This window comes from Microtetraspora sp. AC03309 (assembly GCF_020826795.1).
GTDB lineage: Bacteria > Actinomycetota > Actinomycetes > Streptosporangiales > Streptosporangiaceae > Microtetraspora > Microtetraspora glauca.
Map to the genome: position 1 here is coordinate 1 of NZ_JADDIL010000099.1, position 17,630 is coordinate 17,630.

General features: G+C 70.2%; 18 protein-coding genes. 6 read left to right on the forward strand and 12 right to left on the reverse strand.

Going from position 1 to position 17,630, the window contains the following annotated elements; genetic code table 11:
- Positions 1 to 76 precede the first annotated feature (76 nt).
- The 5 genes from IMZ11_RS37800 to IMZ11_RS37820 all read right to left on the reverse strand — a co-directional run bounded on the left by IMZ11_RS37800 (position 77) and on the right by IMZ11_RS37820 (position 3,321).
- Positions 77 to 319, reverse strand: coding sequence for a hypothetical protein (locus tag IMZ11_RS37800; protein WP_228647556.1), 243 nt, complete (start codon positions 317 to 319; stop codon positions 77 to 79).
- Positions 320 to 701: 382 nt separating this feature from the next.
- Complete coding sequence (locus IMZ11_RS37805) at positions 702 to 1,202, reverse strand: hypothetical protein (RefSeq protein WP_228647558.1); 501 nt, start codon at positions 1,200 to 1,202, stop codon at positions 702 to 704.
- 65 nt (positions 1,203 to 1,267) lie between these two features.
- Positions 1,268 to 2,401 carry a sensor histidine kinase gene (locus IMZ11_RS37810; RefSeq protein ID WP_228647560.1) on the reverse strand — a complete coding sequence of 378 codons (1,134 nt, stop codon included), beginning with the start codon at positions 2,399 to 2,401 and terminating at the stop codon, positions 1,268 to 1,270.
- Entirely contained in the window at positions 2,398 to 3,021 is a 624-nt protein-coding gene (locus IMZ11_RS37815) for a response regulator transcription factor (protein ID WP_228647562.1), read from the reverse strand. The genes IMZ11_RS37810 and IMZ11_RS37815 overlap by 4 nt, the downstream gene beginning before the upstream one ends.
- Before the next feature lie 75 nt (positions 3,022 to 3,096).
- Complete coding sequence (locus tag IMZ11_RS37820) at positions 3,097 to 3,321, reverse strand: hypothetical protein (RefSeq protein ID WP_228647564.1); 225 nt, start codon at positions 3,319 to 3,321, stop codon at positions 3,097 to 3,099.
- Positions 3,322 to 3,361: 40 nt separating this feature from the next.
- Between IMZ11_RS37820 and IMZ11_RS45775 the strand changes: the two genes are divergently transcribed.
- Positions 3,362 to 3,484 carry a hypothetical protein gene (locus IMZ11_RS45775; protein WP_255707678.1) on the forward strand — a complete coding sequence of 41 codons (123 nt, stop codon included), beginning with the start codon at positions 3,362 to 3,364 and terminating at the stop codon, positions 3,482 to 3,484.
- 34 nt (positions 3,485 to 3,518) lie between these two features.
- Here the strand turns inward: IMZ11_RS45775 and IMZ11_RS37825 are convergent, their stop codons facing one another.
- The 6 genes from IMZ11_RS37825 to IMZ11_RS37850 all read right to left on the reverse strand — a co-directional run bounded on the left by IMZ11_RS37825 (position 3,519) and on the right by IMZ11_RS37850 (position 9,173).
- Positions 3,519 to 4,823 (reverse strand): RNA polymerase sigma factor, encoded by a 1,305-nt coding sequence (locus IMZ11_RS37825; RefSeq protein ID WP_228647566.1) that lies wholly within the window; start codon positions 4,821 to 4,823, stop codon positions 3,519 to 3,521.
- Positions 4,823 to 5,170, reverse strand: coding sequence for a YciI family protein (locus tag IMZ11_RS37830; RefSeq protein ID WP_228647568.1), 348 nt, complete (start codon positions 5,168 to 5,170; stop codon positions 4,823 to 4,825). The genes IMZ11_RS37825 and IMZ11_RS37830 overlap by 1 nt, the downstream gene beginning before the upstream one ends.
- A 586-nt stretch (positions 5,171 to 5,756) precedes the next feature.
- Entirely contained in the window at positions 5,757 to 6,161 is a 405-nt protein-coding gene (locus tag IMZ11_RS37835) for a DUF6221 family protein (protein WP_228647570.1), read from the reverse strand.
- Positions 6,162 to 6,544: 383 nt separating this feature from the next.
- Positions 6,545 to 7,204: a response regulator transcription factor gene (locus IMZ11_RS37840; protein WP_228647572.1), complete on the reverse strand. Its 660-nt coding sequence runs from the start codon at positions 7,202 to 7,204 to the stop codon at positions 6,545 to 6,547.
- Complete coding sequence (locus IMZ11_RS37845) at positions 7,201 to 8,355, reverse strand: histidine kinase (RefSeq protein ID WP_228647574.1); 1,155 nt, start codon at positions 8,353 to 8,355, stop codon at positions 7,201 to 7,203. Before IMZ11_RS37845 ends, IMZ11_RS37840 begins: the two co-directional genes overlap by 4 nt.
- Entirely contained in the window at positions 8,352 to 9,173 is an 822-nt protein-coding gene (locus IMZ11_RS37850; RefSeq protein WP_228647576.1) for a CPBP family intramembrane glutamic endopeptidase, read from the reverse strand. Before IMZ11_RS37850 ends, IMZ11_RS37845 begins: the two co-directional genes overlap by 4 nt.
- 405 nt (positions 9,174 to 9,578) lie before the next feature.
- Here IMZ11_RS37850 and IMZ11_RS37855 point away from each other — a divergent pair, with 405 nt between their 5' ends.
- Positions 9,579 to 10,493, forward strand: coding sequence for an alpha/beta fold hydrolase (locus IMZ11_RS37855; RefSeq protein WP_228647578.1), 915 nt, complete (start codon positions 9,579 to 9,581; stop codon positions 10,491 to 10,493).
- A 182-nt stretch (positions 10,494 to 10,675) separates the two neighbouring features.
- Here IMZ11_RS37855 and IMZ11_RS37860 read toward each other — a convergent pair whose 3' ends face one another.
- The gene (locus tag IMZ11_RS37860; protein WP_228647580.1) at positions 10,676 to 11,797 is read right to left on the reverse strand and encodes an NAD(P)/FAD-dependent oxidoreductase; all 1,122 of its coding nucleotides are present in this window, start codon (positions 11,795 to 11,797) and stop codon (positions 10,676 to 10,678) included.
- Between the two features lie 237 nt (positions 11,798 to 12,034).
- Here IMZ11_RS37860 and IMZ11_RS37865 point away from each other — a divergent pair, with 237 nt between their 5' ends.
- From IMZ11_RS37865 to IMZ11_RS37880, 4 genes are all read left to right on the forward strand, one after another.
- On the forward strand, positions 12,035 to 12,661 hold the full coding sequence (locus IMZ11_RS37865; protein ID WP_228647582.1) for a TetR/AcrR family transcriptional regulator: 627 nt from the start codon (positions 12,035 to 12,037) through the stop codon (positions 12,659 to 12,661).
- A gap of 219 nt (positions 12,662 to 12,880) precedes the next feature.
- Positions 12,881 to 14,125 (forward strand): VWA domain-containing protein, encoded by a 1,245-nt coding sequence (locus tag IMZ11_RS37870; RefSeq protein ID WP_228647584.1) that lies wholly within the window; start codon positions 12,881 to 12,883, stop codon positions 14,123 to 14,125.
- Between the two features lie 2 nt (positions 14,126 to 14,127).
- Positions 14,128 to 14,973: a hypothetical protein gene (locus tag IMZ11_RS37875; protein WP_228647586.1), complete on the forward strand. Its 846-nt coding sequence runs from the start codon at positions 14,128 to 14,130 to the stop codon at positions 14,971 to 14,973.
- A gap of 500 nt (positions 14,974 to 15,473) precedes the next feature.
- Entirely contained in the window at positions 15,474 to 17,405 is a 1,932-nt protein-coding gene (locus IMZ11_RS37880) for an N-acetylmuramoyl-L-alanine amidase (protein ID WP_228647588.1), read from the forward strand.
- Positions 17,406 to 17,630 lie beyond the last annotated feature (225 nt).

Below are 17,630 nucleotides of genomic sequence, written 5' to 3' on the forward strand. Positions count from 1 at the left end.
ACCGGCCATTGAGGACCCGTCGATAGCCGCCTAAAAGATCTTGATCCACAGGTCTTGACGATTGCTCGGAAGAGGTTCAGACCAACCGAAGGAAGTACCACTGATTGCCGTTCCAGGGGGCTTCGAGGTTGAAGCAGGACCTGGTGATGTGGTTGTAGTCGTAGGACCTGGCGGCTTGACAGACCCATGCGGCGCTGTAAGGGCCGACCCACTGCCAGGTACCGTCCGACGGCAGATCCTCGCTGGCTTGGGCAGGGCCGCTGGCCATGGTGACGGCAATGAGAGTTCCTGCGAGCAGTGCCGTGACGCGCTTGAGCATCTTCTGGCTCCTCAGTGTGACCTGATCGCTTGATGACGTGATTTTGGGATGGCTACCTGTCGTGGACGGCGTGGAGCGGATCGCAATGCGAGCCGGTACTCGAAGCCGATGATCGAGTTGGTGGCAGCCGGCCGCGCCACCGGCCGACGGCGGCTTTCATTGCCGACAGATCACGGTTGACGGCGCCGGCGTCGACCAGCCGGGCCCGCTGCTCGAAGGCCCGGGCGAACTCGTCGGCAGCCGCCGGGGCGTCGAGCGCGGCCCCACGTGGTAGACCTTGTCGTACCAGATCTTGATGATCTTGCTGTCCTTGAAGCTGTGGCACATTTCGGGGAGGGATCCGGGTACGCTGCCCTGCCCGTCAGCAGGGCGGTACCCAGGGTCAGATCCACTCCGTGCACGCGTACCTGACCCAGCTGCTCGCTGCGACACGGCCCTTGGCGGGCACGTCCACGCAGACCATGACCTGGGCGTCGGGCGCGTAGAACATGGTCGTGCGCAGGCGGACGCCTGGGATCTCGTTGGCATAGACCTCCCGTGGAGCCCTTCCGGAGCCGATCGTCGGCCGGTCGCCGACCTCCTCGCGGTAGATCCACACCCTGTAGAGCCCGGCGACGGTGGGGTCGAAAGCGCCCCAGTTGGTGGAGCAGTCGGGTCCCCAGAACACCCGCAGGACCCCGCGGTCGGTGGTGACCTTGGCGCCCTCCTTCTTCGGCACGTAGGAGCCGGCGTTGCAGGCGGTGGTGGAGGCGAGCTTCTCGTCGCACTCGTAGCCCTGGCAACGGGGCCCGGCGGCGGAGGCGGAGGCGGGGGCGGGCAGGGTCGCGGTCAGCCCGGCTACGGTGAGCAGGACGGCCGCCGCCTGAGCGATGGTTCGTTTCATACCGATGAGTGTCCGCAGCGGGCCCCATGCCCGACAGTCGGGAAAACGCGGGACAGTTCCGGTGCTCAAAGGGGGACGCGGAGCTCCACAAGTGTGCCTTCCCCGGGCGCCGACTCCATCGAGACGCTCCCGCCGATCTCGGCGACGCGCCCCTCGATGGACTCACGCAGTCCCACTCCCCGGCCACGCGAGGTGAACCCCACGCCGTGGTCGAGCACTCCGACGACGACGAGGCCGCCCTCCACCCGCGCCCGGACCACGGCCTGCCCGGTGCCCGCGTGCTTGCGCACGTTGGTCAGGGCCTCGCGCACCGCCCCGGACAGCGCCTCGACGGTGGCCACGGGCAGCACGGCGCCGGCGGCGCGCAGTCCCGCCGCGTTGAGATCGACCGTCAGCCCGGCGCGGATGGCCTGCTCGACGACCTCCTCCAGGGCGGCGGTCAGGTTGCCGCCGGAGCTGTCGTGGTCGCCGCGCACGTAGCCGCGCAGCCAGCGGGCTTCGGCGGCGACGTGGGTGCGAACCTTCTCGTCGACGAGCCATCCGTCGCGCACCAGCGCCTCCATCGTCTGGAGCACCCGGTCGTGCAGGATGCGCCCGTTGCGGGTGCGTTCCTGCTCGGCGGCCAGCCTGGCGACCTGCTCTCGGGTCTCGTCCAGCTCTGTGGCGTTGCGGCGCAGCAGGGCGGCGACGAACCAGGCGATGGCGGCGTCGACCCAGAAGCCGATGGTGTGCGGCACCGCGCCCAGCCAGAAGAAGCCGCTCCAGGCCTGCATGTACAGGTAGGCGGCCACCAGCGGGACGGTGGACGCCAGGGCCGCGCGCAGGGTGCGGAAGGCCATGCCGATGCCGATGGAGACCAGCAGCATGTAGGGCAGCATGAAATCGGGTCCGGAGTCCTTGATCGCGGTGCCCGCCATCACGGTCATCGCCATCGCGGTCGCCGCGGTCAGCACGGAGTCGGTAGTGATCAGCCAGGCGGGCGGCACCCTCCTGCGCCGCCAGGTGAGGCCCACGACGAGCGCGCTCTCCAGACCCAGGATGGCCAGCGCGGGAGCGAACCCGGGCACCTGCCTGCGCAGCCCGCTGTCACCCACGAAGTTGAGCGCGATGACCTCGGCGAAGGCGGCGACGCGGAAGAGGATCGCCGTCCAGGCCAACGCGCTCTCGGTGCGCCGCCGCGCATCCCCGGGACCGCTCATCTCCCCCGCTCGATCCGGCGCAGCGCCGCGGCGATCAGCTGGGCCTTGTTGTCCACCTGCAGCTTGCGCCGGATGCGCTCGATGTGGGTATCGACGGTCGACTTCTTGATGCCCATGCGCCGGGCGATCTGGTCGTAGGTGAAGCCCTGCGCGATGTAGGCGAGCGTCTCCTCCTCGCGTGGCGCCAGCCGTACGGCGGGCTCGGGGTCCGGCGCCGGAGCGGCCAGCTGCGCGTGCAGGATGTCGGCGAGCCCCGCCGACAGGTAGAAGCCCCGGGCGGCGACGGTGCGCAGCGCGGTGGTCATCAGCTCGGCCGGGTCGCTCTTGGTCACGTACCCCCGAGCGCCCGCCCGGATGGCGTGCACCAGGTCGTCCGGCTTGGCGGAGGCGGACATCACCAGCACGTTGTACAGCGGCGACAGCTCGGCGATGGCGGTCAGGCAAGGCTCGTCGACGCCGAGGTAGAGGTCCAGGATGAGCACGTCCAGGTCGGTCCGGCCGTCCAGGACGCCAAGGTCGCGGCCGCTGAGCACCACCTCGAACTCGCCGGTGCTGTGCAGGAGGTGCTCCAGGCCGTGGCGGATGAGATCGTGATCGTCAACGACCGCGATCTTGATCATGTCCCACTCCCGCATGAGCCAGCCTGACCCGCAAGATGATCTCATGCCAAGTCCCTTTTTAGGGGGACAGATCCACTACACGGGTGTGCGGGCGCGCTCGCCGCCCCGCTCAGGCGCTGGATCAACACCTTCCTGCTTGCGGATCTCCCAGACTGTGGACGGAGCCACCCTGATGCCGAACGTGGCCGGCACCGCGAGGTGTTCGGTGATCGCCTGACGGGTGAAGGGCAGTTCCGCGGCGAGACTGGTGGGGGTGGCTTGGCCGCCAGCGAGCGCGAGATCGAGCAGGCGACTCCGCAAGCCGGGTGTGGTCGGCCTCTGCGGTGAGCGTGAACTCGACGTGAAGCGAGTTACCCTCGCCCCCACTGGTTGCATGTTGTGCGCCGGAAGTGGGGCTCGCTGGGCCAATCCGACCCAGGTGTACGCGCTGTCGGCCCTGTACGACAGCGGCCTGCTCACCTGAGACGGACATGTGTGGGCCCGCGCCTGTCCGGCTCTCAGCAGGACGGCTCATCCTCAGTCAGATCGTGGAGGCGGGCGGCCAGATAGGCCCGTTCCACGGCGTTCTCGGTGAAAAGCAGGGCCTCCCCGTAGGCCACGCGGGCTTCCGCGACGCGGCCGAGACGGGCCAGGAACGCGCCGCGAGCGGAGGCGGCATAGGCATACCCGGCGAGTTGCGGCTCGGCGACCAGCGCGTCGAGCGCGGCCAGGCCGGCGGCGGGGCCGATGGCGAACCCCACGGCGACCGCGCGGTTGAGCGCGACCACAGGAGAGGGCCACAGCCGCACCAGCAGGTCGTACAGCGCCACGATCTCGGCCCAGTCGGTGTCCTCCCAGGCGGGCGCCTCGGCGTGCACGGCCGCGATGGCGGCCATCAGGGCGAAGCGGCCCGGTGGCCGGTGCCGCAGGGCGTGTCTGACCAGTGCGATGCCCTCGTCGATGGCGCGCCGGTCCCACCGGGATCTTTCCTGTTGGGACAAGGGGAGCAGTCGTCCGTCCGCGTCCATCCGGGTGTCACGGCGGGCGTCGGTGAGCAGGATGAGAGCCAGCAGGCCCGCGACGCCCGCGTCGTCGGGCAGGAGCGTCCGCAGCAGGCGGGCCAGTTCGAGCGAGCGTTCGACCAGGTCACAGCGGACCAGCTCCGCTCCCGCGGGAGCGGTGTGCCCTGTGGTGAACAGCAGGTGCACGACCGTGAGGACGGCGTCCACGCGAGCCGGCAGTTCGTCCGCTGCCGGTACCCGGTAGGGGATGGCGGCTGCGGCGATCTTCTTCTTGGCCCTGGTTATCCGCGCCGCCATCGTGGCCTCGCCGACCAGGAAGGCGCGCGCCACCTCGGCCGTGCTGAGCCCGCACAGCAGCCGCAGCGTGAGCCCCACCTGCGCCTCGACGGACAGCGCCGGGTGGCAGCAGGTGAAGATCAACCGCAGCCGGTCATCAGGGATGGCCGGGTCATCACCGTCTCCGGGCCCCGGCTCGGTCTGCTCCATGAGCAGGTACGGCAGGCGGCGCCGCATCGTCGCCTCCCTGCGCAGCAGTTCGAGTGCTCGCCGCCGGGCGACCGTGGTCAGCCAGGCCCCGGGCTTGGTCGGCACGCCACGGTCGGACCAGGCGGCCAAGGCCTGCGCGTAGGCGTCCTGCACGCACTCCTCGGCCAGATCCAGGTCCCGCGTGACGCGCACCGTCGCGGCGAGGACGAAGGCCCACTCGCGTCGGTGCGCCTCGGCCACAGCGGTGACCGAAGCGCTGTCGCACCATTGGGCGCCCCGGCCGGCCTCGACCTGGTCGCGCCCGGCGGCGTCCATCACTCGAACACTCGGATGGGCCGCACTTCGACCCCGCCGAAAGGCGCCGGCACACGCTTGGCCACGGCCAGCGCCTCGTCCAGGTGCGCGACCTCGACCAGGTAGTAGCCGGCCAGAACCTCCTTGGTCTCGGCGAACGCGCCGTCGGTGACGATGAACCCGCCGGAGGAGTCCGGCCGGATCGAGGTCGCGGTGTCGGCACCCTGAAGAGCGTTACCGCCGCGGATGACGGCTCCGTCGGTGGCGCAGAACTCCTCGTGCGCCTTCAGCAGGTGCTCGAACTCCTCCGGGTTCGCCGCTGCCCGTACGGCCTCGTCGTCGTAGATCAGAATCAGATACTGCGGCATGACGCATCCTTCCTTCGACCATGGACCCGATGCCGGGCCCTCATCAATCCGATGGATGACAACCGCCGAAATCGACAGCCAGCCGAAACGCACCCGTCATCACGTGGCTCACCTCCTGACCGCTCCCAGATCTGGAGTTGCGGATCCCCAGCCGCGCACCGGATCATTCTTCCCTCGCCGCTGGAACGCCGCCGTGTCTGTCCCGCGTCAAGAAGTCGGCTCACGAAACCCGGTCTGAGTGTCGGGGATGCAGGTCCGGGTCGATGTAGACCTCGATCGGGCGGTGTCCGCCGAGGGCCTCGTGCTGACGGATGGCGCGGAGGAACCGCTTGCCCTCAGGCCCGAAGCTTCGGGCTCCATTCTGTCGATGACCAAGAACGCTCGCCTGCCCTCGGCCGCCTCCGGGCGAAAACTCGCGTCATACCAGCGGACGCTGGTTGGACCACGTCACCAGCGAGCCCCGCAGGCACTCCCCGATGTTCCGCGGGGCCTGCGCACTGTGTCCCGGCCGAGGACCGATCGGCCGCGGTGCCACGGACAGCGCCGCCGAGGGTGGCCCCACTGGCCGGCAACCCAGAGCGGGCGGTCAGTCCCGCCACTCGGGGACGTAGTCCGAATGCCAGTCATAGGCGGCGGCCTCCAAACGGAGGAGATGCTCGGCCTGGGCGTGCTCCCCCACATCCACCCAACTCCCGCCGACGACATGAGCCAGGTACGTGAGACGGTCCCGCTTGGCGGCCAGATCCGTCAGGACCCGGGCGGGCTCGTTGTGCACGATGTGCCGCTCACACCGCACGTTCACGCCGGCCGCGATCTGCGGCTGTTCGCAGTCACGCACCTCCATGTAGGCACGGCCGTACACACCCGGCCGGGTGAAAGACTCCGGATCGTCCGACGTACGCGAGGAGAACCAACGCCCCGGCTCACACCGGCCGGCGATCTCCTCGGCCTCGGCGATACGAGCACGCAGGAACGCGATCAGGTCATCCATCGGGATTCGACCCTCATCACTCGGTAAGCGCAGGTGGGTTCCCATCATGACGCCGCACCGCGCCGCCACCGACGACAGCGCGCAGCAGATCACCCTCCGCGATGAGGTTCTTCCTCTTCCTGAGTACGTTCTTCTGCCCGACTCGGCGAATTAGCCGAAAGTACGCACCCGGCCGCAAAGTGACCACGCGGAGCAGCTTGCCGGTGAGACGATGGAAAAGAGAATGGGCCCGCCTGAGATCAATCGGGCTCTCTCGCCCAGCCTGGGACGCGAGCAGAGAGAACTGGTCGCTGACATGCTGCGGATGCACGGCCGCCCGAGCTCGTCGGTGAAGACGAACCCGCTGCCGGTCCAGTGATGATCACCATGCCGGGCGGTGTGTCTCAGGTCACCAGGCCCCTGCGGTAGGCGTAGACCACCGCCTGCACGCGGTCACGCAGGTCGAGCTTGGTGAGGATGCGGGACACGTACGTCTTGACGGTCTCCTGGCTGATCACCAGCGTCGCGGCGATCTCGCTGTTGGACCGGCCGTCTGCGATGAGGCGCAGCACCTCCAGCTCGCGTGGGGTCAGCGCGGTCTCGTCCGGCGTGGCCTGGGCGGGGCGGATCCGGGCCGCGTACCTGCCGACGAGCTGCCGCGTCACCTCGGGTGCCAGCAGCGCGGCGCCCGTCGCGACGGTGCGGATGCCGTGCAGAAGCTGCGCCGGTGGGGCGTCCTTGAGCAGGAACCCGCTCGCCCCCGCACGCAGCGCCTCGTACACGTACTCGTCCAGGTTGAACGTCGTCACCACGAGCACCTTGATCGGACTCTCGACCCCGGCGCCGGCCAGCAGGCGGGTGGCCTCGATGCCGTCGAGCACCGGCATCCGCACGTCCATCACCACGATGTCGGGGCTCAGCCGGCGGGCGAGGTCGACCGCGGTGCGACCGTCGCCGCACTCGCCCACCACCTCAAGGTCCGGCTGCGCGTCGATGATCGTCGCGAAGCCGGTGCGGATCAGCGCCTGGTCGTCGCAGACCAGGACCCGGATCGGCGCGCTCACGACGGGCTCCCCGCGGGGATGCGGGCCCGCACCACGAAGCCGCCACCCGCCTGCCGGTCGGCGCTGAACTCGCCGCCCAGGGCGTCCACCCGCTCGCGCAGCCCGGCAAGGCCCCGCCCGCTCCCGCCGGGAGAGGCGGCCCTGGAACGGGGGCCGTCGGTGCTGACCTCCACGCTGATCTCCTTCTCGCCGTAGCGCACCCGGACCACGGTCGGGCTGCCGTGGGCGTATTTGAGGGCGTTCGTCAGGGCCTCCTGGACGACCCTATAGGTCACGAACTCGGCGCTGCCCGCCGATTCCGCCGGACTGCCCTCCTCGGTGAACTCCACCGGCTGCCCGGCCTGGCAGGTCTGCTCCACGAGGGTGCGGAGCTCGCCGGCGGAGGGCATGCTGACGTCGGTGTCGTGATCGGCTTTGAGCAGGTCGAGCATGTGCCGTAGGTCGGTGATGGCCCGCCGGCCGGTGTCGGTGATGGCGCTCAGCGTCGCGTCGAGGTGGTCGGGGGCGGCGGTCCGATAGCGTGCCGCCTCGGCCTGCACGACCATCGCCGTCACGTGGTGGGTCACGACGTCGTGGAGTTCGCGGGCGATGCGGGTGCGTTCGGCGGTGCGGGTGGCCTCGGCGACGTGGCGGCGGCGTTCCGCCTCGGCGGCGCGGGTGGAGCGCAGCCAGGCCCCGATGCCCCACGCGAGGGTCAGGGCCAGGTAGAACACCACGTAACCTTCCACCCTCTCGGTCGCGCCGAGCCGGCCGAGCGCGAGCGCCAGCGGCACGTACGCCATGGAGAGGAGGACCGCGGTGACGCGCCGGTGGCGCTCCAGATGGGCGCCTGCGCTGATGAGCGCGATGGGCATCGCGTTGCTCGCGAACACGTGGTAGGCGCGGAGCTGGTCGAAGGCGAAGCCGAGCGACACCAGAGCCAGACACACGGTCGGCCACCGCCGGCTCACAGCGAGCGGAAGGCACTCCAGGGCGATCACCACGAACGCCAGCGCGTCGAAGGGGCGGGCCGGCAAGTCGCCGACCTGCGTCCCCTTGCCGTGGAACGCCGGCAGGAGCGATGCGATGGCCAGCAGCAGCCCGAACGGTAAATCCCGGACCACGACGTCGCATCGCCGCCACAGGTCCGTGACCCGCCGTAGATCGATCACCGGGCGAGCGTAGCGGTCGCGCCGCGCCGGAGCGGGACCACGTTGCCGCGCCGGCGGGCCAGCCACATGAACACGACCATCAGCAGCAGGCCGAACACCACCGCGTACGGGCTCGCCTCCGGCCCGAACTCGCCGCCCGTGAGCAGGGCGGGGCCCGACGTCACGCCGTGCAGCAGCCCCTGCGTCGCGCCGTTACCCGAGACCTCGGTGCCGAAGATGCCGGCCGCCGCGAAGTTCCAGCCGAAGTGCACGCCGATCGGCACCCACAGGGTGCGGGTGGCGGCGTAGGCGGCGGCGAGCATACCGCCCGCCTCGATCGCGATGGCGATCGCGCCCCACAGGCTGGCGTGCGGGTTGAACAGGTGCGACAGGCCGAACAGCACGCCGGTCAGTGCCAGCGCCATCCATGTCCCCGTGCGTTCCTCGACGATCCTGAACAGGATGCCGCGAAAGAGCAGCTCCTCCGTCACCGCGGCGGCGGCCATGAAGCCGAGCAGTCCGATCGCGCTCGTCAGCGAGCCGAGGCCGTCGATCCGGTAGCCGCCCACGAGAGCGATGTTCACGATGACGGCCGCGAACATCGCGACACCGATCAGCGCTCCTCGTGCGATGGCGCGGGCGGCGCCTTGCGCCGCCACCTCCACCGGTGCGCGGCGCTCGGACCACCGCACCACCCGGGCGTACACGAGCGCCGTGAGCACGGCCGTCGCGACGCCGAGGAGCAGGGTGAGGAGCGAGCTCCCCTGCACCGCGCCCACCATGGCGCTGCCGACGAAGGCGACCAGCGCGACAGGCACGAGCTGTTTCAACAACCGCATGACGACTCCCTTACGTGGGGGACTCCGCGACGGGGCGCCGCCGCTACGCCGAGAAACGCTAGGGATTCGGCGGTCTGGAATCGTCCCCGTGCGGTGGACATTCGTGGGTAGCTCGCACGGGGGACACACGCCATGCGATTCGTCGTACGACGCCGCTGCGTTCGACGTCTCCGTGGATGGCGTACATCTCCGGCGGCGTCCGTATCGCACGACAGAGCGATCGCGCCCCTCTCCCGCAGGCCGCGCCTGTCCCCCGCACGAGCTACCCGCGGATGTCCACCGTGGGGGGATGATCCCGGACCGCCCGATCCCTAGCGTTACGGCGCAGCCACGGACGCTCCATCCGCTTTCCCGCCACCGCCGTGCGCATCACCCCCGGCGTCGACTCCCTCACTGGAGGACCTCATGCTCCGCAAGATCAAGTCGTCCGTTGCGGCCGCGCTGTGCTGCACCGTGCTCGGCGCGGGGCTCGCCGGCTGCGACGGCGACGCGATGGAGAACTGGGACCCCTTCGCCCCCGCCACGCGGACAGCCGATGCCGCCCCGATCTCCGGGACCGAGAAGATCGATGTCGCGGGCCGGTCGGTGAACCTGTCCTGTTCGGGCGACCCGGAGAAAAGCAGGCCGGTCATCATCCTGATGCACGGGGGAGGCGATGGGCTGGACAAGCTGGCCGCCATCCAGAAGACGCTGAGCAAGCAGAACCGGGTCTGTTCCTACGACCGGCTCGGCGCGGGCGCAAGCGACCAACCGGAAGGCCCACAGAACTTCTCCAGCACGGGCGAGATCCTGACCGGGGTGCTCGACCGCGTCGCCGGTGACCGCCCTGTCGTCCTGGCCGGGCACTCGCTAGGCGGGCTGATCGCCGCCAGGTACGCCCCCGACCACCAGGACAGGGTCAAGGGGCTGGTCCTGATGGACGCCACCCCACCCACCATGGTGGACGACTTCACGAAGGCGATTCCCAAGTCCGCCACCGGCCCGGCGGCCGAGTTGCGCGCGCAGAACCTCGCGATATTCCAGGGAAACAACCCGGAGAAGCTCGTCATCACCGACGGCAAGGTCCGCTCCGCCGGGAACATCCCGGTGGAGGTGATCCAGCACGGGAAGCAGTACCTCACGGCCGTCCCCGAGTACGGGCCGCGCCTGGAGAAGGCGTGGTCCGCGGGCCAGCGCACGTGGCTCGCGCTGTCCAGCGGCAGCACGCTGAGCACGGCCACCGACAGCGGCCACTACATCTACCTCGACCAGCCCGATGTCGCCGTCCAGGCCATCGAACGCGTCACCGCGCAGGCCACCCGTCAAGCGCATGGTGAGTAACCGGCCGGCCAGGTGCAGGATCAGCGGCTGGTTCGTCCAGGCGAGGTAGTCGGCGAACTGGTTTGCGAGGTCGGCATCCCCGGACAAGCCACCCGCACCGCCGCACTCCGGCAACTGGTCCTCCAAGCCCCGCTCCCGTCATCGCGCAAGCCCTCGGCTTCCAGACAAGACCACCACCCAACTCACGTGGCGAAGTCGGGTAGCTCGGTGGACAGCAGCTCGTCGGCGGCCCCGTCGAGGAGCTGGGCCATCTCCGTGGAGCGGGGAAGCATGATCTTCTCGTAGGCGTGGATCGCTTCGTCGACGGTGTTGTGGTGGGCGATGGCGAGGGCGAGTTCGCATGCGTCCAGCATGGCGAGGTTGACGCCGACGCCGAGCGGGGGCATGAGGTGGGCGGCGTCGCCGAGCAGGGTCACCGTGGGGTTGTGCTCCCAGGCGTGTGGGACGGGCAGGGCGAAGATCGGGCGGTCGACGTAGGGGCCGTCATTGTCGGTGACCAGCCGGCGCAGGCGGGGCGACCAGTCGCGGTAGCGCTCCAGGAGGAGGGAGCGGATGCCGTCGGTGGCCTGGAGGGTGAGACCGCTGGCGGTGATCCAGTCGGCCGGGACGCGCTGGATGATGTAGACGCGGATGTGGTCGCCGCTGTTGCGCTGGGCGAACAGGCCGCGGTCGCCGTCGGCTGCGGCGGCGCTGCCCTGGCCGACGAGCTCGGCGATGTCGGGGTGCCGGGTCGAGACGTCGTGGAACCAGGCTTCCAGGAAGCTTACGCCGCTGTAGCGGGGGGTGGCCTGGGAGACGGCGCGGCGGACCTTGGACCAGGCGCCGTCGGCGCCGACGACGAGGTCGGCTTCGATGGTGGTGCCGCCCGTGAAGTGCAGCTGTCGGGGGCCTTCGGCGGGGCCGCTGACGGTCTGCAGGACGTGGCCCCAGCGCACGGTGCCGGGCTGAAGCGAGTCGAGCAGCAGGTCGCGCAGCCGGCCGCGGTCGATCTCCGGTTTGAACCGCTCGCCCTGCTCGGGGACATGGTGGAAGAGAATCGTGCCGGCCGGGTCCATCTGGCGCATCTCTTGGCCCTCGGGCCGGGCCAGTTGGAAGAACTCCTCCAGGAGGCCGGCTTCGCGTAGGGCGATCTGGCCATTGTCGGCGTGCAGGTCGAGGGTGCCGCCCTGGTCGCGGGTGGCGGGGCCGGCGTCGCGGTCGTAGACGACGGCGGCGATGCCGTGCTGCTGAAGGATGCGAGCGCAGATCAGGCCGCCGGGGCCGGCTCCGATGATGGCGATGCGGGCTGTCGGAGTGGTGTTCATGGTGGTGCTCCGTTCGTTCCGTGCGGCAGCGCCGTGACTGTCGTGACTGCCGTGGCTGCCGTGGCTGCCGTGGCTGCCGTGCTGAAGGGGTACCTGGGTCAGGGATGGCGCGGCCTCGCCGAGAAGAAGCGGCGGCCGGGCCGGGCCTCGAACCGCCGCTCCAGAAAAACACACCAACTCAATAAGTGCAACAACTTCACTTTTGAAGTCGGTCAACCAAGGAGGTAGGGTGCCGGTATGCCCAGCACCACGACCGACACCGCGACAGGTCCCTCTCCCGCGCCGATGGGGCGCCGCGAGCGCAAGAAGGCAGCCACCCGCCAGGCCATCGCCGACGCCGCGCTGCGCCTGTTCCTGGAGCGCGGATACGACGAGGTCGGCATTCGCGAGATCGCGGACGCCGCCGACGTGTCCACCACCACGCTGTTCAAGCACTTCCCGGTCAAGGAAGCCCTCGTCTTCGACGAGGACTCCGACCAGGAGACCCGCCTGCTCGCCGCCGTCCGCGAGCGGCCCAAGGGCCAGTCCATCCCCGCCGCACTGCGCGAACACGCCCTGGCCACCCGGCTGGCCGCCGCCGACAGCGACGCCGGCTTCACCGCCTTCACCAAACTGGTGGCCGGCACCCCCGCGCTGCGCGACTATGGCCAGAACATGTGGCTGCGCCACACCGCCGCGCTCGCCCAGGCCATCGCCGAGGAGAGCGGCCTCGCCGCAGACGACCCCATCTGCGCTGCCCTGGCCCACTTTGCCCTCGAAGCCCCTCGCGCGGCCTACGCCCACGCCAACCCCCGCGAAGCCATCACCCGGGGCTTCGACCTTCTGGAACACGGCTGGAGCGCGCTCGCCCAGATCGAGGCGTAAGCAAGCGCCGTGCCGCGGAATGGCGCGCGCCACCAGTCCGGCCAGCGCGAGCACGGTCTTCATCGGGCAATCGATGGCGGCCGGCCAGTGCATCAATCCTGGGGGCCGGATCGCCTCATGTCCGGAGCTTCTCCGTAACGGCCCTGTGCTCCGAAGCTGCCGTGAAGGCCGGGCAAGGACGGTGATCCGTGCAATCTTGATGATCACTAAGATCGCCGAGTGATCATCAGACGACCCCCGGCCGCAGCCTTGCTCGGGATGCTGGCCGCCCTCTCCATATTCGGTGCGCCCCCCGCTCACGCCGACGAGACCACCCCGAACGAACCGCCCAAGGTCGAGCTGGTTCTCGACATCAGCGGCTCGATGCGGGCGCGCGACATCGAGGGCCGCAGCCGGATCTCGGTGCTCCAGCAGGCCTTCAACGAGGTGCTGGACGCGCTGCCCGCCGAGGCCCAGGTCGGCATCCGCGTCCTCGGCGCCACCTACCCCGGCAAGGTCAAGTCCGTGGGCTGCAAGGACACCCAGCAGCTGGTGCCGATCGGCCCGATCGACAAGCTGGAGGCCAAGACCGCCGTCGCCACCCTGCGCCCCACCGGCTTCACCCCGGTGGGCCTGGCGCTGCGCGCCGCCGCTCGGGACCTCGGAACCGGCGAGACCACCCGCAGAATCGTCCTGATCACCGATGGCGAGGACACCTGCGCCCCGCCGGACCCGTGCGAGGTCGCCCGGGAGCTCGCCGCGCAGGGCACCCACCTGGTAGTGGACACTCTCGGCCTGACCCTTAACGACAAGGTGCGCAGGCAGCTCACCTGCATCGCCTCCGCCACCGGCGGCACCTACACCGCCGTCACCAGCAAGACCCAGCTGACGAACCGGATCACCCAGCTGGTGGACCGCGCCGCGACCACCTACACCCAGACCCCGGCTCAGGTGGGCGGCACCGAGAATTGCACTGGCGCCCCGCTGCTCGGCCCCGGCGCCTACACCGACCGGGAGCAGTTCCAGGAGCACCGCTGGTACCGGGTCCAGGTTCGCGACGGGCAGGAACTGCGGGCCTCCGTCAGCGTCTCCCTGGACCGCGCGCTCAACCGCGACTACGGCGTACTGCTTCGGGCCGTCTCCCAGGACGGCCGGGAGCTGGTTCGCGGCACCGACGCGGGCAGCGGCCGCACCGATGTGCTCTCCACCGGCCTGCGCTGGTCCGCCGAGCGGGACGCCCCCGACCAGACCGTCTGCCTGGTGGTCAGCAACTCCTTCTCCTCGCCCACCGCCACCACCGCCGCAACGCCCGGTATGCCGCTGGAGCTGACCGTCGGCGTGGTCGACTCCTCCCCTGCCCCCGACGGCCCGGATCTGGGCCGCGGCTGGGGGCTGCTCGGCCTGCTGGCCCTCGCCGGTCTGGTGGGTGGCCTGGTCTTCGGCTGGCTGGCGCGCTGGCGGGTCGCGATCTGGATGGAGAACTGACGATGCGTACAACTTCCGTCCGCCGCTGTGCTGGGGCATTGTCCGCCGCCGCGGCCGCACTGCTGCTCTCCGCCGGTCCGGCCGCCGCCGACACCGCCCCGCCGACACCGTCCCCGTCGGAGAGCCTGGCGCCGGTGACCACTGCCGGATCCTCCTTCCTCACCGCGACCGCCGTCCAGCCCGGACAACCGGTGCAGCTGGCCGGCTCCACCGGCGACTACCTCTACTGGTCGTTCACCTCCGAAGCCGGGCAGACCGACAAGATCGCGATCACCGTCACCCTGCCGCCCACAGCCTCCCGGCACGGCGCATCCAGCTGGGCGGTGGACGTCTTCGACGGGCTCCGCCGCCGCCAGGCCTGTACGGCGGGCGCCCAGACGCCGACCGCCGCGGCCGGCGACGCATCGGTCGCCCTGGGCTGCACCCTACGGCGGGTCCGCGCCTGGGCCGAGCCGTGGTCCGGCGACCCGCTGCCCGGCACCTACTACGTCCGACTGGCCGTCACCGAACTGCCCGAGCAGGATCTGGGCCTGCCGATGCAGGTGGCGATGCGGATCATCGCTCATGACAGCGACGACATCCAGCCGGAGGGCGGCAAGCTCACGAGCCCGCTGACCCAACCGGTCGCCGCCGGAGCGGTGCTGACCTCGGCGCCGCCGGTCGCGGCCGAGGAGGAGAAGGGCACCCGCTGGAGCTGGGACTGGCTCCCCGATCTGTCGAGCCGCTGGGCCTGGACCGCCATCGGCGGTGCCATCGCGGCCGTCACCGGCGTCGGCGGCTACAGCCTCACCCGGCATCCGCGTCGGCGTCGGCGCGGCCCGGAGCCCGACGGCTTCGACCGCCTCTGATCCCCCCAGCCGCATCAGAGCGGAGGCCACGTCCGCGAAGGTGTCGTCCAGTACCTACGTGAAAACGGTTCGGCGGTTCGCCGAGAAAATCGACGTCCTCGAAAGCGGGTGCCGGCGCTGCGTGCCTCGGTCCCCGTGGTGGCCCTCTGGACCCGCACAACGCCTGCCAGGGCGGAGAAACCGCTCTGGCAGGCGACCAACAGACCGGCCCACGTGGCCGACCTATCCCGGAGTCAGCCGGGCAAACAGACTGCCCAGCAGCGTGACAACATGATCGAACTCGGCCGAAGACCGGCTTCATGCTCGGGAGGCCGCCTCGCGCCTCACCGACGACTGATCAAGGTTGACGGCACCGACCCGGAACCCCCGTGCCCGGCCGCACCGACCTGACATCGTGAAGAAATTTTTCGCTACTTGTCGCCGATATGAAGAAACTTATTGACATCGCGATCTTAACTACGCAGTCTGTCTGCACCGGATCCCCCAGCCGAGGAGCGTTCGTGCGCCGATCGTCCCCCCTCCGCTTGGCGGCCGCGGCCATCATGGCCGTCGGCGGCCTCTCCCTCCCCCAACCCGCCTCGGCGGCCCAGACCGCCCCCGGCGAACGGCAGACCGCCTTCGCCGAGGCCGCCAAGGCCTACAACGTGCCCGAGAGTGTCCTGCTCGGCGTGTCCTACCTGGAGTCACGCTGGGACGCCAACGCGGGCCTGCCGAGCAACTCCGCGGGCTACGGCCCGATGCACCTCACCGACGCCGCCGCGCTGACGACCGAGAACCACCACGCCGACGGTGTCGAGGACCCCCGCGGCGACGACAGCCGCCCCCTTTCGGCCCCCGAGGAGACCCCGGCGCCCGCCGAGATCCCCATGTCGCTCAGGACGCTGGAGAAGGCGGCCGAGCTCACCGGCGCGAGCCGCGATGAGCTGCGCGCCGACCCGGCCGCGAACGTGCGCGGCGGCGCGGCCCTGCTGGCCGACTACCAGAAGCAGCTCGGCGCGCCACTCAGCGACGACCCCGGCCAGTGGTACGGAGCGGTGGCCCGCTACTCGGGCGCCACCGAGGCCGACGCCGCGAAGTTCTTCGCCGACGAGGTCTACGCCACGATCGAGACCGGCACCGAGCGGGTCACCGACGACGGCCAGAAGGTCGTGCTGAAGGCGGCGCCCGGTCTGCGGAAGATGGACAGCTGGCTGGACAAGCTCGGCCTGCGCCGACCCGTCCGCGACGGCGTCGAGTGCCCGCCCACGGTCTCGTGCGAGTGGATCCCCGCGCCCTACCAGGCCCTGCCGAACGGGAGCTACGGCAACCACGACCTGTCGAACCGGCCGGTCAACCAGCAGATCGAGTACATCGTCATCCACGACATGGAGGGCTACTTCGGCCCCTCCGTGAACCTGGTGCAGGACCCCGCACGCCCCGCGAGCTGGCACTACTCGCTGCGCTCCGTCGACGGGCACATCGCCCAGCACGTCAAGACCAAGGACGTCGCCTGGCAGGCGGGCAACTGGTACGTCAACGCCAAGTCGATCGGCCTGGAGCACGAAGGCTTCCTGCGCACCGGCGGCTCCTGGTACACCGAGGCGATGTACCGCACCTCGGCCAAGCTGGTGCGCTACCTGGCCAAGCGCTACGGCGTCCCGCTCGACCGGGCGCACATCATCGGTCACGACAACGTGCCCGGCACGATCGCGTCCACCGTCCGGCAGATGCACGAGGACCCGGGCCCCTTCTGGGACTGGGCGCGCTACTTCCAGCTTCTCGGCCACCCGCTGCACGGCACCGGCGGCCCGACCACCGAGTCGGTGATGATCCTTCCCGACTACGACAACAACCAGCCGTACTACTACGGCTGCGACAAGGACAACCCCGAGGCCGCCTGCCTGCCGCACGGCTCGGCGTCGATCTGGCTGCGCACCGAGCCGCGTGAGGACGCCCCGCTGGTCAAGGACATCGGCAAGCACCCGACCGGCGACTCGCTCTACAGCGTCTACGACCACAGCGCCCGCGCCGTCACCGGCCAGCGCTACGCCGTGGCCGACCGCCAGGGCGACTGGACGGCGATCTGGTACCTCGGCCAGAAGGCGTGGTTCCACAACCCCGCCTCCCAGCCCACCGCGGTGCCCTCCAAGGGCCTGGTGGTGACGCCCAAGCCGGGCCTGGCGAGCGTCCCGGTGTACGGCAGGGCGTATCCGGAGGCGGAGGCCTACCCGGCGGGCGTGCCCTACCAGACGATCTCCCCGCTGCAGTACACCTTCCCCGCGGGTCAGCGCTACACCGTCGGTCTGACCGCGGTGGGTGAGTACTACCGGGCGGTGACGCTGGACCCGTCCCAGCACACGGTGGTCCGCGGGAACCTGAAGTACTACCAGATCCAGTTCGGCCACCGCGTGATGTTCGTCAAGGCCGACGACGTCGTGGTGTCCGCCACCTGACGACCACCCGCCGGACCCGCGGTCTCCGCCACCTGACGGAGCGCCGGAGGACCAGCCAGGGGAGCCGAGGCATCCGCCCCGGCTCCCCTTCGTCGCGTGATGCCGGTAGACGGCTCGCATGGTCAGGAGCAGCGTGAGTCAGGGACACGTCCGTTCGCGAGTTTCGGCTTTTATTTAGGCTCTTCACAACGCGGGCTGGTGGTCACGACAGTCAGCGCATCGTAG

Excerpts from the sequence above, each read along its gene's own strand:
- IMZ11_RS37800 (WP_228647556.1), bottom strand. The coding sequence starts at position 319 with ATGCTCAAGCGCGTCACGGCACTGCTCGCAGGAACTCTCATTGCCGTC.
- IMZ11_RS37805 (WP_228647558.1), bottom strand. The coding sequence starts at position 1,202 with ATGAAACGAACCATCGCTCAGGCGGCGGCCGTCCTGCTCACCGTAGCC.
- IMZ11_RS37810 (WP_228647560.1), bottom strand. The coding sequence starts at position 2,401 with ATGAGCGGTCCCGGGGATGCGCGGCGGCGCACCGAGAGCGCGTTGGCC.
- IMZ11_RS37815 (WP_228647562.1), bottom strand. The coding sequence starts at position 3,021 with ATGATCAAGATCGCGGTCGTTGACGATCACGATCTCATCCGCCACGGC.
- IMZ11_RS37825 (WP_228647566.1), bottom strand. The coding sequence starts at position 4,823 with ATGGACGCCGCCGGGCGCGACCAGGTCGAGGCCGGCCGGGGCGCCCAA.
- IMZ11_RS37830 (WP_228647568.1), bottom strand. The coding sequence starts at position 5,170 with ATGCCGCAGTATCTGATTCTGATCTACGACGACGAGGCCGTACGGGCA.
- IMZ11_RS37835 (WP_228647570.1), bottom strand. The coding sequence starts at position 6,161 with ATGGATGACCTGATCGCGTTCCTGCGTGCTCGTATCGCCGAGGCCGAG.
- IMZ11_RS37850 (WP_228647576.1), bottom strand. The coding sequence starts at position 9,173 with ATGCGGTTGTTGAAACAGCTCGTGCCTGTCGCGCTGGTCGCCTTCGTC.
- IMZ11_RS37855 (WP_228647578.1), top strand. The coding sequence starts at position 9,579 with ATGCTCCGCAAGATCAAGTCGTCCGTTGCGGCCGCGCTGTGCTGCACC.
- IMZ11_RS37860 (WP_228647580.1), bottom strand. The coding sequence starts at position 11,797 with ATGAACACCACTCCGACAGCCCGCATCGCCATCATCGGAGCCGGCCCC.
- IMZ11_RS37865 (WP_228647582.1), top strand. The coding sequence starts at position 12,035 with ATGCCCAGCACCACGACCGACACCGCGACAGGTCCCTCTCCCGCGCCG.
- IMZ11_RS37875 (WP_228647586.1), top strand. The coding sequence starts at position 14,128 with ATGCGTACAACTTCCGTCCGCCGCTGTGCTGGGGCATTGTCCGCCGCC.